This window comes from Vibrio sp. D404a, from assembly GCF_030248535.1.
GTDB lineage: Bacteria > Pseudomonadota > Gammaproteobacteria > Enterobacterales > Vibrionaceae > Vibrio.
On the sequence record NZ_JAHGAJ010000030.1, the window covers coordinates 1 to 12,858 of the forward strand.

A 12,858-nucleotide genomic window follows, 5' to 3' on the forward strand; every position below is an offset into this window, starting at 1 on the left:
GTATCACGTTGTATTTTTTATTCTAATGAAAGAATGGTGGCTACTGCGGGATTTGAACCTGCGACCCCATCATTATGAGTGATGTGCTCTAACCAACTGAGCTAAGTAGCCATCTGAGAGCGAGACAATATAAACTAAACTCGCTTTCAATGCTATTACCTTTTTAAAGATAATTGCACTTTAATTTGTGGCTGGGCTACCTGGATTCGAACCAGGGAATGCCGGCATCAAAAGCCGGTGCCTTACCGCTTGGCGATAGCCCAACAATTGATATCAAAAGATATCTCAAATATGGTGCGGAAGGAGAGACTTGAACTCTCACACCTTGCGGCGCCAGAACCTAAATCTGGTGCGTCTACCAATTCCGCCACTTCCGCATATTTCCTAAAGACTCTAACTCATTAAAGAGCAAAGTATTTAGGAAATGGTGGCTACTGCGGGATTTGAACCTGCGACCCCATCATTATGAGTGATGTGCTCTAACCAACTGAGCTAAGTAGCCATTTCCAAATTGTTGTTCCGCTTTGAAGCGTTGCTGCTTCGTTGGGAACGGGGCGCATTATGCGTAGTTGAGTGAAACCCGTCAACTTTTTTTTTAAATAAATCACGAATAAATGCCTGTTCGATTTCTTTTTAGACAAAGAGGCGTATTTGTGATCAAAAAATGGGGTTGAAACCCGATATTTTGGCGAAGTTAATTTTGATATGAATAGAAATCATTGAATTGAGAAAACAAAAAAGGCCAGTGAGAACACTGGCCTTTGGCAATAAGCTGCTAATAAAACTTATACGTTGAAGCGGAAGTGAACAACATCGCCGTCTTTAACGATGTAGTCTTTACCCTCTAGACGCCATTTACCTGCATCTTTTGCACCGCTCTCACCGTTAAACTCGATGAAGTGGTCGTAACCAACAACTTCTGCACGGATGAAGCCTTTTTCGAAGTCAGTGTGGATCTTACCTGCAGCTTGTGGCGCAGTTGCACCAACAGGGATAGTCCAAGCACGCACTTCTTTAACACCAGCAGTGAAGTAAGTTTGCAGAGTAAGTAGTTCGTAACCAGAACGGATAACACGGTTTAGACCTGGTTCTTCGATACCCATGTCTGCTAGGAACTCTTCGCGATCTTCGTCTTCAAGTTCAGATAGCTCAGATTCAATAGCTGCACATACAGCAACAACTACGTTGTTCTCTTTTTCTGCGTATTCACGAACTGCATCTAGGTACGGGTTATCTTCGAAACCGTCTTCGTTTACGTTCGCAATGTACATTGTTGGCTTAAGTGTAAGGAAGTTTAGGTAGCCAATTGCTGCCGCTTCTTCTTTTGAAAGCTCAACTGTACGCGCCATACCACCTTCAGTAAGAACTGGTAGTAGCTTTTCTAGAACAGTGATTTCGAACTTAGCGTCCTTGTCACCGCCTTTTGCTTTCTTAGCATTGCGTTGAATTGCACGTTCACAGCTGTCTAAGTCAGCCAGTGCAAGTTCAAGGTTGATCACTTCGATGTCTTCGATTGGTGATACTTTGCCAGAAACGTGAACGATGTTTTCGTTTTCAAAACAGCGAACTACGTGACCAATTGCGTCAGTTTCACGGATGTTTGCAAGGAATTTGTTACCCAGACCTTCACCTTTAGATGCACCAGCAACTAGGCCAGCGATATCAACGAATTCCATCGTTGTAGGAAGGATCTTCTGCGGATTAACAATTTTCGCTAATGCATCTAGACGTAGATCAGGTACTGGAACGATACCTGTGTTTGGTTCGATGGTACAAAACGGGAAGTTTGCTGCCTCGATACCTGCTTTAGTTAGTGCATTAAACAGAGTTGACTTACCAACGTTTGGTAGACCAACGATGCCACATTTAAAACCCATGATATAAACCTTATTCTGCTTTGAACGTATGTAAGCGATTTTGTGCTTTTGATAGGCCATCTTTTAATAAGATGTCTAGGCTGCGTACTGATTCGTCAACAACGGCATCAATACACTCTTGCTCTTTTTGCGGAGCTTTGCCTAATACATAACCTGCAACTTTATCTTTATGTCCCGGATGGCCGATGCCTAAACGAAGACGGTAGAATTCTTTATTGTTACCCTGCTTGCTGATGATGTCTTTGAGTCCATTGTGACCGCCGTGGCCGCCACCCTTCTTGAACTTACCAATGCCAGGTGGGAGATCGAGTTCATCGTGTGCAACCATGATCTCTTCTGGTTTAATTTGGTAGAACTTCGCCAATGCCGCAACGGCTTTGCCGGATAAGTTCATGTAAGTTGTTGGGATCAACAAGCGAAGATCTTCACCGTGAACCATAATGCGTCCAGTCAGACCAAAGAACTTTGCTTCATTCTTTAGTGTAACGTTGTGTACGCGTGCTAATTCTTCAACTACCCATGCGCCCGCATTGTGGCGAGTTTTGGCGTATTCTGGACCTGGATTTGCCAGTCCAACGAGAAGTTTTATTTGTTGGCTCAAGGTATGGATCTCTCTTGGGATTTCAAAAAGCGCCGTATGATATCACAAATTATGAAAAAGGTGCGAGCGGTGGAAAACTTGTCTCTGCTCGTGAACCTCACTTATGACACTAACCTTAGCGCAATATACGACAGGTATAAAAAAAGCACTTCAATGGAAGTGCTTTTTAAACGCATCACTCTAATGAAAGAGTGGTGAGACTTAGTTAAACATCGCAGAGATTGACTCTTCGTTGCTGATACGACGGATCGCTTCAGCAAGCATGCGAGATAGGCTAAGTGTTGTTACTTTACCTGTCGCTGCCATCTCTGGAGATAGAGAGATAGAGTCAGTTACGATAACTTGGTCTAGAACTGAGTTCTTGATGTTGTCTGCAGCACCGCCAGAGAATACAGCGTGAGTTGCGTAAGCGAATACACGCTTAGCACCGCGCTCTTTTAGCGCTTCAGCTGCTTTACATAGTGTGCCACCTGTATCGATCATGTCATCAACGATCACACAGTCGCGGCCTTCAACATCACCGATTAGGTTCATTACTTCAGAAACGTTAGCACGTGGACGACGCTTATCAACGATAGCGATATCAACATCACCTAGAGCTTTAGCTGTTGCACGAGCACGTACAACGCCACCTAGGTCTGGAGAAACCACAACTGGGTTCTCTAGGCCACGGTTAGCCATGTCTTCTAGAAGAACTGGAGTACCGAAGATGTTATCAACTGGTACATCGAAGAAGCCTTGGATTTGCTCTGCGTGTAGGTCGATAGTAAGAACGCGGTCAACGCCAACGTTAGAAAGGAAATCTGCAACAACTTTTGCAGTAATTGGCACACGTGCAGAACGTACACGACGGTCTTGACGGGCATAACCGAAGTAAGGGATTACAGCAGTAATACGGCCAGCAGAAGCACGGCGCATTGCGTCAATCATTACCACCAATTCCATTAGGTTGTCATTGGTTGGTGCACAAGTAGATTGAATCAGGAATACATCGCTACCACGAACGTTTTCATTGATTTGAACAGCGACTTCGCCATCAGAAAAACGGTCTACAGTAGCATCGCCAAGAGAGATGTATAGACGATCAGCAATACGTTGGGCTAGTTCAGGTGTTGCGTTACCAGCAAATAGCTTCATATCAGGCACGGTGGAAACCTCAGGGTTGCGTCCAGTTTTAAATAGATTGTGGGTGGGCTGATTGGTGTTCAGCCAGCGCCTCTTTTAAAGGTGAAAGATTTCGACCTTTCGCGACAAACGCGGAGACGGTGTCAGGCAGTTTTGCCAGTACAGATTCTGCTTCTTTCTTGCTCGAAAATTCGGCAAAAACGCAAGAACCGGTGCCGGTCAATCTCGACGGCGCATATTGTAGCAGCCATGAAAGTTGCTTATCAACCTCTGGGTACAGCATTCGTACAATTTTTTCGCAATCGTTTACGTATTCTTGCTCTAGAAGCGTTGCCAGCTCTCGCTTCGGCGTATTTCTAGTTAAATTTGGATGAGTGAATATGTCTACGGTTGCTATGCTCACCTGAGGCTTAACAACGAGATACCACTTTTCTTCCGGTTGAGCTGGGCACAACTTCTCACCAACACCTTCTGCAAAGGCCGAAAAACCGCGCACAAACACCGGAACGTCAGCACCAAGCTTTAAGCCAATCTCTGCTAATTCGTCGTCAGAGAGATTTAATTGCCACAAAAAGTTCAGAGCCACCAAAACCGTAGCCGCATTGGATGAGCCGCCACCGATTCCACCGCCCATGGGTAGTACCTTTTTCAGGTCGATGTCAGCGCCAAATTGGGTATTCGAGTACTGTTGAAGTGCCGTAGCAGCCTTCCAAATCAGGTTATCTTCGGTAGCAACACCAGGAATCTCTGGGGTAATGGTAATTAGATTTGAACGATCATGAGCGGTAATGCTGAGCTCATCACCGAAATCGACAAATTGAAACAGGGTCTGTAGCTCATGGTAACCATTGTCACGACGACCGGTAATGTAAAGAAAGAGGTTCAGTTTAGCCGGTGAGGGCCAGTGAGTTTGGGTCGCAATCATTTATCGAGTGTCCATTTAGAGACCACAATGTTGATCTTGTTTGAGTCTTGTTTGAAAGAGAGTCGTGTCGGCAGTGGCAGCACTGCTTCGGAACTTAATCCCTCTGAAGAGGCTTGGGTACGGGTTACATCACGGTAGCGATCAAAATTAAGCTGCCATGCTCGGCCATCAATCTGTTTAGACAGGGCCTCTACCGTATTATTAGCGTTCAATAAGTAGGTGTCGGCATCTTGTGGGTTACCTAATAACCATTGAGGAAGATGATCCACAGGGATCGTTAACCCTGTTAATTGCTGTACCAATAGAGAAGCGCTTCGGTGAGTAAAGACTTGATCATCGTAAGTGACCACTCTGGCCCCTTGTTCATTGATAGTGAGATTAAGTGCGGTTTGCCCAAGGAAGGTGGTGAGTCTCAATTGGCTGAAGTTTGGCGAGTGTTTCCACAAGAAATTGAGGCTCTGGCGCTCTTCTGGTGAGATGTAAGCAAGCTTACCTGTGGCTTGATAATATTGAATATCTTGCAGCTGTTGCTGGTGTGCTTGCCACTCAACACTGGTGGGTTGTTCAGGTGTCGAGGAGCAACCTGTCAGAATTAACCAGAAATAAAAGAGAGAGGCAATTTTACGAAATTTATCCATGTTTGCTCACAACTTGTTCAATAATATCGAAAAAACGCTTCAACTATAGCATTGAATTCACGAACTCAGGAAAACAAATACTGCTTACCCTTTAAATAGAGCCATGCATCAAGTAAAATTCGGCATCCTGTTTTTAAACCCTGATCGAGAACTTCTGATACATGTCTTTGCTTGCCGTAGGTATCAATCACAATACAGCGTCGGTTGAATTGCGAGAAAAAGTAGCGTTTGGTCCAGATAAATTATCTGATGCACTAAGGCAACTTAACGCAAATGCACACGTGAATGGAAGTGTCATACTGTCCACTTGTAACCGAACAGAAGTGTATTGTGACGTTAAGAGTGCGGCAAAGAATAAGCTGATTGAGTGGTTATCGGTATTTCACGGTGTTAGCCCAGAAGAGCTCAAACCTAGTCTTTATATCCATGAAGAGCAAGCGGCGATCAAACACCTGATGCGTGTTGCCTGTGGCTTAGACTCCCTAGTGTTAGGTGAGCCGCAAATTCTCGGACAGGTAAAACAAGCGTACTCTGATTCGCGTGAGCAGAAGTCAGTGGATGCATCGATGGAGAAGCTGTTCCAAAAGTCATTCTCTGTCGCTAAGCGTGTTCGTACCGAAACAGAGATTGGTGGAAGTGCCGTTTCTGTTGCTTATGCAGCGTGTACCTTGGCTAAGCACATCTTTGAGTCGATCGAAGACTCAACGGTACTGCTCGTTGGTGCTGGTGAGACCATCGAATTGGTTGCAAAACACCTTTCTGCGAACGGCTGTACTAAAATGATCGTCGCGAACCGTACTCGTGAGCGTGCTCTTGGGTTGGCGGAAGAGTTTGGTGCTGAGGTGATCAGTTTGAATGAGATTCCAGATCATCTTAATAAGGCGGACATCGTGATCAGTTCAACCGCAAGCCCACTGCCTATCATCGGTAAGGGTATGGTAGAAACAGCACTAAAGCAGAGAAAGCACCAACCTATGTTGTTGGTAGATATCGCCGTTCCTCGAGATGTGGAAGCGGAAGTGGGCGATCTTAACGACGCTTACCTATATACAGTTGACGACTTACAATCGATAGTGGATGGCAACATCGAACAACGTAAAGTTGAAGCGATTCAAGCTGAAGCGATTGTCAGTGAAGAGAGCGCCGCCTTTATGAGCTGGATGCGCTCACTGCAAGCGGTCGATAGCATTCGCGAGTACCGAAAATCAGCGAATGAGATCAGAGAAGAGTTATTAAGCAAGAGTTTACAGTCACTGGCTGCGGGCGGTGATCCTGAGAAAGTCTTGCTTGAGCTGAGTAATAAGCTCACAAACAAATTGATCCATGCTCCAACACGCGCACTACAAAGTGCTGCTGAGCAAGGAGAACCTGCGAAATTAACGGTCATTAGACAGAGTTTGGGCTTAGAAGACCCTCAATAAATTTAGACCTCCAAAAAGATAAGACGAATATGAAAGCCTCGATTCTAGTAAAGCTTGAAACACTTGTTGAACGCTATGAAGAAGTTCAACACCTGCTTGGTGATCCAGATGTGATCGGTGATCAAAACAAATTCCGTGCACTATCTAAAGAGTACTCTCAGTTAGAAGAAGTGACTAAGTGCTTCCAAGCGTACCAGCAAGCGCAAGACGATCTAGAAGCTGCCGAAGACATGGCGCAAGAAGACGACGAAGAGATGCGTGAAATGGCGCAGGAAGAGATCAAAGAAGCAAAAGAGACAATTGAACGTCTGACTGATGAGCTTCAAATCCTACTGCTACCTAAAGATCCAAACGACGAGCGCAACTGTTTCCTAGAGATCCGTGCCGGTGCGGGTGGTGACGAAGCGGGTATCTTCGCGGGTAACCTGTTCCGTATGTACTCTAAGTTTGCTGAGAAAAAAGGCTGGCGCGTTGAAGTAATGAGCAGCAATGACTCAGAGCAAGGCGGCTACAAAGAGATGATCGCTAAAGTAAGCGGCGAAGGCGTTTACGGTGTGATGAAGTTTGAGTCAGGCGGTCACCGTGTACAACGTGTTCCTGAGACTGAATCTCAAGGTCGTGTTCATACTTCTGCATGTACCGTTGCTGTTATGCCTGAGATCCCAGAAGCGGATCTACCAGAAATCAAAGCAGCAGACCTGAAAATCGATACCTTCCGTGCATCAGGCGCGGGTGGTCAGCACGTTAACACCACGGATTCAGCAATCCGTATTACTCACTTGCCAACAGGTACAGTAGTAGAGTGTCAGGACGAGCGTTCTCAGCACAAAAACAAAGCGAAAGCGATGGCAGTACTTGCTGCGCGTATTGTACAAGCTGAAGAAGAGCGTCGTGCTGCTGAAGTATCAGACACACGTCGTAACCTACTAGGCTCGGGTGACCGTAGTGACCGTATCCGTACTTACAACTACCCACAAGGTCGTGTTTCTGATCACCGTATCAACCTAACACTTTACCGTCTGAACGAAGTGCTAGAAGGCGACCTACAAAGCCTGGTTGATCCAGTACTGCAAGAGCACCAAGCTGACCAACTTGCTGCGCTAGCTGAGAACAACTAAACCCTATGCAATCTGCCTATACGGTTGAAAGTGCATTAAAAGCAGCAATCGTACAGCTTCAAGAGGGCGAGAATACTTCGCCCTCTATTGATGCCGCTGTGCTGCTTTGCCACACGCTTGATAAACCTCGTTCCTACCTTCTTACCTGGCCAGAAAAACATCTGACTCTCGAACAAGAACAGCATTTCAATGAACTGCTAACGCGCAGGCTCACCGGAGAACCAGTCGCGTATATTGTCGGTGAGCGAGAGTTTTGGTCGTTACCTTTGAAAGTTTCTCCTTCAACCTTGATTCCTCGACCTGACACAGAGCGTTTGGTTGAAGTTGCGTTGGATAAAACATTCGGTAAGACAGGTGGCATCCTCGATTTGGGTACAGGGACAGGGGCGATTGCATTGGCACTCGCTTCTGAGATGCCTAATCGCAATGTGACTGGGATTGACCTGCGTCCTGAAGCGCAACAACTCGCTAGCGAGAATGCGGAACGCCTTAACATTACCAACACCACTTTTTTAAATGGCAGTTGGTTTGAGCCGTTGCCTGAAAACAGTCGCTTTTCATTGATAGTATCGAATCCACCTTACATCGAGAAAGATGATCCACATCTGTTTCAAGGGGATGTGCGTTTCGAACCTATCACAGCGCTGGTTGCGGAAGAGAAAGGGTTAGCTGACATCAAGCATATTGCCGACAATGCTCGCCACTATCTAGAAGCAGATGGTTGGTTGGCATTTGAGCACGGTTACGATCAAGGAGATGCGGTTCGGGAGATCATGCAGGCCTTGGGTTATTTAGACGTCATGACAGAAAAAGACTATGGCGGCAATGATAGAGTCACTTTGGGACGCTATCTACCTTAGTGTCGGTGTTAGATAAAACGCCAATAAAAGAAATTAAAGGGATATCATGTACGAAGGTTTAAAACATTTTCACTTATTGACGGTTGGGCTTAGTGCTCTACTACTGTCAGTTCGCTATGCGCTTATGATGGCAAATTCTCCAATGCTTAAGCATCCATTCTTGCAGCGCTTCCCACATATCAACGACTCACTACTGCTGTTGTCTGGTATTGGTCTGATCTTTATTACTGGTTTTATTCCGTTTACCCCAGCAGCGCCTTGGCTAACAGAGAAACTGACTTGTGTTATGGCATACATCGCACTGGGCTTCTTTGCGCTTAAGTTCGGTAAAAACAAGTTGCTTAGAACCTTTTCGTTTTTCGGCGCATTAGGCTGGTTGGCGATGGCAGGTAAGATTGCTGTGACTAAAGTTCCAACATTCTTCGGCTAATAATCTCCCTGTTTAGGTTAGTTATCTTAGTATTTCGGTTAATTATCTATGTACGAATTTTTTGACGAAGACTTTGACCAGCTAGAGCTGGTGGAAGGTGCTTTGATCTTAAATAAAGCGGTAAACCCTGAGACTCAAGACAAGTGGGCAGAGCTAGAACTGGCTCGATTGCTGAGTGATGCTGAGCAAGCATTGGTGCATGAGACAGACGAACAGCAAAAGTTTGAATCTTTTATTCGCCTATTCTTTTATGAGTGGGGCTTTGCTGGAGATAAAGAGGCGTATTTCTCTTCAGATAATGCGTTTATTGATAAGGTGTTAGAGCGCAAGAAGGGCGTGCCTGTGAGTTTAGGTGCTATCTTTTTGTACCTAGGACGTAAGTTGGGTTTCCCTGTTGATGGTGTCTCTTTCCCAACGCAATTTCTACTCAAGGTCACTTGGTACGATCAAGCTCCTGTCTACATCAACCCTTACAATGGTGAGTATGTTGGGCAGCAAACTCTGCGCGCTTGGCTGATTGGTCATGATGGCCCGCTTGCGGAAGTGAAGAGTGAGCACCTAGAAGTGGCGGATCACCCAACCATTATTGGTAAGTGGTTAGCGCTGTTGAAAAGCGCGTTGCTACGAGAAGAGCGCTATACTCTTGCACTGAAGTGTACCGATTTAGCGCTGACTTTTGTGCCAGATGACCCGTACGAGATTCGCGATCGTGGCTTTATCTATCAACAACTTGATTGCCACCAGATTGCAGCAACAGATTATCAGTATTTTATAGACCAATGCCCAGATGACCCGGCGTCTGAGTTACTTAAATCTCAAGTGAACGCGATGAACGAAAAAGTCGTTGTGGTTCACTAATTAATAATTATCTAGAGAGAATATGATGGAACAGAAAACAGTTCACATTGGCGATATGCCAATTGCAAACGACAAGCCATTTACGCTATTTGCGGGTATGAATGTTCTTGAGTCTCGCGATCTAGCGATGCAGATCTGTGAACACTACGTAAAAGTGACTGAGAAGCTTGGTATCCCTTACGTATTTAAGGCGTCTTTTGATAAAGCGAACCGCAGCTCTGTACACTCATACCGTGGTCCAGGCATGGAAGAAGGTCTTAAGATTTTCCAAGAGCTGAAAGACACGTTCGGCGTGAAAATCATCACGGATGTTCATACTGAAGCTCAAGCACAACCAGTAGCAGACGTCGTTGATGTGATTCAGCTTCCTGCGTTCCTAGCTCGTCAAACTGACCTAGTTGAAGCGATGGCTAAGACAGGCGCTGTAATCAACGTGAAGAAACCTCAGTTCATGAGCCCTGGTCAAGTTGGTAACATCGTTGATAAGTTTGCTGAGTGTGGTAACGAAAACATCATCCTTTGTGAGCGTGGTTCGTGCATGGGTTACGACAATTTGGTTGTCGATATGCTTGGCTTTGGTGTAATGAAAAAAGCATCAAACGGTAGCCCAATCATCTTTGATGTGACTCACTCACTGCAAATGCGTGACCCTTCAGGTGCGGCATCAGGCGGTCGTCGCGAGCAGACTGTTGAACTTGCAAAAGCAGGTTTAGCGACAGGTATCGCTGGTCTATTTATTGAAGCGCACCCGAACCCAGATCAAGCACGTTGTGATGGTCCTTCGGCACTTCCATTGGATAAGCTAGAGCCGTTCTTAGCACAAATGAAAGCACTTGATGATTTGATCAAAGGCTTTGACCATATCGACATCAAATAGTCGTTATCAATAAGTTAAAAAGCTGGCGCAATGCCGGCTTTTTTTGTTTTTGTCGCTCGTTTGTCTTTTACAAGAAACTCGTGCCATTTATGCCAATCTTGCATTGTTTGATATGTTATATCGTAACATTAAGTATTTGATAGTCATTACAAAATCAAACTAAGTTATCTTAAACTGTTGATTGACTAATCAATATCACAAACCGCTCTAAATTCAATGAAAACGTTTGCCTGTGATCACTTATTGACTGAAATGCAACTTTGTTTGTTTGTTACACAGTCGATCGCTGATTAAGGTGATCCATCCTACATAAATATGAAATCACTATGTTAGGTTTACCGTCTTAATTTAAACTACTTCAAGTTTTACTATCCTGTAACGACGTTTGCCAAACAAGCGTCCGTTTAATTTGGATGAAATAAAGCAGTGGATTCCCCTAAAAAGTTCAAAGGTATGACAATGAAGCAACGCCTTATTCTAAAGACAGCACTCAGTGCTGCGATCCTAGCAACTCTTGCGGGTTGTGCATCTCAACCTGCTCAAGAGTGGGAAAATGATAAAACTTACAAGCTGACTGTTCTTCACACGAACGACCATCACGGTCGCTTCTGGCAGAACAAATATGGCGAGTACGGCATGGCCGCTCGTAAGACACTGATCGACGAGCTTCGTGAAGAGATTCGTGCAGAAGGTGGTAGCGTGCTGCTTCTATCTGGTGGTGACATCAACACAGGTGTACCAGAGTCTGACCTACAAGATGCTGAACCAGATTTCAAAGGCATGAACAAGATCGGTTACGATGCAATGGCATTGGGTAACCACGAGTTTGATAACTCTCTAGACGTGCTAGCTAAACAGATCGATTGGGCAAACTTCCCAATGCTATCTGCAAACATTTACGATAAAGCAACTGGCGAGCGCAAGTTCCAAGCATACGAAATGTTTGAAAAACAAGGTATCAAGATTGCGGTAATTGGTCTAACGACTGAAGATACAGCGAAGATCGGTAACCCAGAATTTATCGCAAGCATCGACTTCCGCGATCCTAAAGAAGAAGCGAAAGAGCTGATTGCTGAGCTTAAAGAGACAGAAAAACCGGATCTTATCTTCGCAGTAACTCACATGGGTCACTACGAAAACGGTCAACGTGGTGTTAACGCACCGGGTGACGTTGCACTAGCTCGCTACCTAAACGAAGGTGACCTAGACATGATCGTTGGTGGTCACTCTCAAGAGCCTGTATGTATGGAAGGCCCGAACGTGGCGAAGAAAAACTTCAAGCCAGGTGACGAGTGTAAGCCAGACGTACAAAACGGTACTTACATCGTTCAAGCTCACGAGTGGGGTAAATATGTAGGCCGTGCTGATTACGAATTCCGTAACGGCGAGCTAGAGATGGTAAGCTACGACCTAATCCCAGTGAACCTGAAGAAGAAGGTTAAGATCGACGGTAAGAAACAGCGCGTTCTTATCCAAGACGAGATTGCACAAGATCCAGAACTACTAGAATTCCTACGTCCATTCCAAGAGCAGGGCCAAGCTCAGCTTGAGGTTAAGATTGCCGATACAAACGGTAAGCTTGAAGGTGACCGTAACGTTGTTCGTTTCCAACAAACGAACCTAGGTCGTCTGATTGCGACTTCTCACATGGAGCGTGCTAAAGCTGACTTCGCTGTGATGAACTCTGGTGGTGTTCGTGATTCTATCGAAGCGGGTGAAGTAACGTACAAAGATGTGCTGACTGTTCAGCCATTCGCTAACATCCTGACATACACAGATATGACGGGTGCTGAAGTACTGGATTACCTAAACGTTGTTGCAACTAAACCAATCGATTCTGGTGCTTACGCGCAGTTCGCTGGTATCTCTATGACAGTGGCAAACGGTGAAGTATCTAACGTATTTATCGGTGGTAAGCAGCTTCGTCTAGACGAAACATACCGCTTCACAGTACCAAGCTTCAACGCTGCTGGTGGTGACGGCTACCCTAAACTAACCGGTCACCCAGGCTACGTAAACACAGGTTTTGTTGACGCTGAAGTACTTAAAGAGTACCTAGAAGCAAACAGCCCAGTAGACGTAAACGCGTACGCACCATCTGGTGAAATGGTTTACAAATAATTAGGTA

At 45.3% G+C, this 12,858-nt stretch carries 12 protein-coding genes and 4 tRNA genes; 7 read left to right on the forward strand and 9 right to left on the reverse strand.

All coding sequences use genetic code 11. The features are described 5' to 3' along the window. Positions 1–34: 34 nt before the first annotated feature. From KI655_RS18005 to lolB, 9 genes are all read right to left on the reverse strand, one after another. Positions 35–111, reverse strand: a tRNA-Met gene (locus tag KI655_RS18005). Positions 112–188: 77 nt separating this feature from the next. Further along, a tRNA-Gln gene (locus KI655_RS18010) sits at positions 189–263 on the reverse strand. Positions 264–292: 29 nt separating this feature from the next. After that, a tRNA-Leu gene (locus KI655_RS18015) sits at positions 293–377 on the reverse strand. A 48-nt stretch (positions 378–425) separates the two neighbouring features. Next, positions 426–502, reverse strand: a tRNA-Met gene (locus KI655_RS18020). A gap of 283 nt (positions 503–785) precedes the next feature. Beyond that, complete coding sequence (ychF, locus tag KI655_RS18025; protein ID WP_032550064.1) at positions 786–1,877, reverse strand: redox-regulated ATPase YchF; 1,092 nt, start codon at positions 1,875–1,877, stop codon at positions 786–788. 10 nt (positions 1,878–1,887) lie between these two features. Continuing rightward, positions 1,888–2,478, reverse strand: a complete 591-nt coding sequence (pth, locus tag KI655_RS18030; RefSeq protein WP_032550065.1) for an aminoacyl-tRNA hydrolase — start codon at positions 2,476–2,478, stop codon at positions 1,888–1,890. Between the two features lie 201 nt (positions 2,479–2,679). Beyond that, a complete protein-coding gene (locus KI655_RS18035; RefSeq protein WP_032550066.1) occupies positions 2,680–3,624 on the reverse strand; it encodes a ribose-phosphate pyrophosphokinase in 945 nt (314 codons plus the stop codon). A 28-nt stretch (positions 3,625–3,652) separates the two neighbouring features. Beyond that, complete coding sequence (gene ispE, locus KI655_RS18040; protein WP_285407655.1) at positions 3,653–4,528, reverse strand: 4-(cytidine 5'-diphospho)-2-C-methyl-D-erythritol kinase; 876 nt, start codon at positions 4,526–4,528, stop codon at positions 3,653–3,655. Further along, on the reverse strand, positions 4,525–5,166 hold the full coding sequence (gene lolB, locus KI655_RS18045) for a lipoprotein insertase outer membrane protein LolB (RefSeq protein WP_285407657.1): 642 nt from the start codon (positions 5,164–5,166) through the stop codon (positions 4,525–4,527). The genes ispE and lolB overlap by 4 nt, the downstream gene beginning before the upstream one ends. 161 nt (positions 5,167–5,327) lie before the next feature. Between lolB and hemA the strand changes: the two genes are divergently transcribed. From hemA to ushA, 7 genes are all read left to right on the forward strand, one after another. Beyond that, positions 5,328–6,587 (forward strand): glutamyl-tRNA reductase, encoded by a 1,260-nt coding sequence (gene hemA / locus KI655_RS18050; RefSeq protein WP_285407659.1) that lies wholly within the window; start codon positions 5,328–5,330, stop codon positions 6,585–6,587. A 29-nt stretch (positions 6,588–6,616) separates the two neighbouring features. Then, on the forward strand, positions 6,617–7,705 hold the full coding sequence (prfA, locus tag KI655_RS18055) for a peptide chain release factor 1 (protein WP_285407660.1): 1,089 nt from the start codon (positions 6,617–6,619) through the stop codon (positions 7,703–7,705). Between the two features lie 5 nt (positions 7,706–7,710). After that, positions 7,711–8,565 carry a peptide chain release factor N(5)-glutamine methyltransferase gene (gene prmC / locus KI655_RS18060; protein ID WP_285407661.1) on the forward strand — a complete coding sequence of 285 codons (855 nt, stop codon included), beginning with the start codon at positions 7,711–7,713 and terminating at the stop codon, positions 8,563–8,565. Between the two features lie 46 nt (positions 8,566–8,611). Then, a complete protein-coding gene (locus tag KI655_RS18065; protein WP_032550072.1) occupies positions 8,612–8,995 on the forward strand; it encodes a SirB2 family protein in 384 nt (127 codons plus the stop codon). A 48-nt stretch (positions 8,996–9,043) separates the two neighbouring features. Continuing rightward, positions 9,044–9,853, forward strand: coding sequence for a SirB1 family protein (locus KI655_RS18070; RefSeq protein WP_032550073.1), 810 nt, complete (start codon positions 9,044–9,046; stop codon positions 9,851–9,853). A 25-nt stretch (positions 9,854–9,878) separates the two neighbouring features. Next, positions 9,879–10,730 carry a 3-deoxy-8-phosphooctulonate synthase gene (kdsA, locus tag KI655_RS18075; RefSeq protein ID WP_032550074.1) on the forward strand — a complete coding sequence of 284 codons (852 nt, stop codon included), beginning with the start codon at positions 9,879–9,881 and terminating at the stop codon, positions 10,728–10,730. A 459-nt stretch (positions 10,731–11,189) separates the two neighbouring features. Then, complete coding sequence (gene ushA / locus KI655_RS18080; RefSeq protein WP_285407664.1) at positions 11,190–12,851, forward strand: bifunctional UDP-sugar hydrolase/5'-nucleotidase UshA; 1,662 nt, start codon at positions 11,190–11,192, stop codon at positions 12,849–12,851. The last annotated feature ends 7 nt before the right edge of the window (positions 12,852–12,858 follow it).

What these genes read in the sequence shown, in the direction of transcription:
- ychF (WP_032550064.1), bottom strand. Translation starts at nt 1,877, where the DNA reads ATGGGTTTTAAATGTGGCATCGTTGGTCTACCAAACGTTGGTAAGTCA.
- ispE (WP_285407655.1), bottom strand. Translation starts at nt 4,528, where the DNA reads ATGATTGCGACCCAAACTCACTGGCCCTCACCGGCTAAACTGAACCTC.
- lolB (WP_285407657.1), bottom strand. Translation starts at nt 5,166, where the DNA reads ATGGATAAATTTCGTAAAATTGCCTCTCTCTTTTATTTCTGGTTAATT.
- hemA (WP_285407659.1), top strand. Translation starts at nt 5,328, where the DNA reads ATGTCTTTGCTTGCCGTAGGTATCAATCACAATACAGCGTCGGTTGAA.
- prfA (WP_285407660.1), top strand. Translation starts at nt 6,617, where the DNA reads ATGAAAGCCTCGATTCTAGTAAAGCTTGAAACACTTGTTGAACGCTAT.
- prmC (WP_285407661.1), top strand. Translation starts at nt 7,711, where the DNA reads ATGCAATCTGCCTATACGGTTGAAAGTGCATTAAAAGCAGCAATCGTA.
- KI655_RS18065 (WP_032550072.1), top strand. Translation starts at nt 8,612, where the DNA reads ATGTACGAAGGTTTAAAACATTTTCACTTATTGACGGTTGGGCTTAGT.
- KI655_RS18070 (WP_032550073.1), top strand. Translation starts at nt 9,044, where the DNA reads ATGTACGAATTTTTTGACGAAGACTTTGACCAGCTAGAGCTGGTGGAA.
- kdsA (WP_032550074.1), top strand. Translation starts at nt 9,879, where the DNA reads ATGGAACAGAAAACAGTTCACATTGGCGATATGCCAATTGCAAACGAC.
- ushA (WP_285407664.1), top strand. Translation starts at nt 11,190, where the DNA reads ATGAAGCAACGCCTTATTCTAAAGACAGCACTCAGTGCTGCGATCCTA.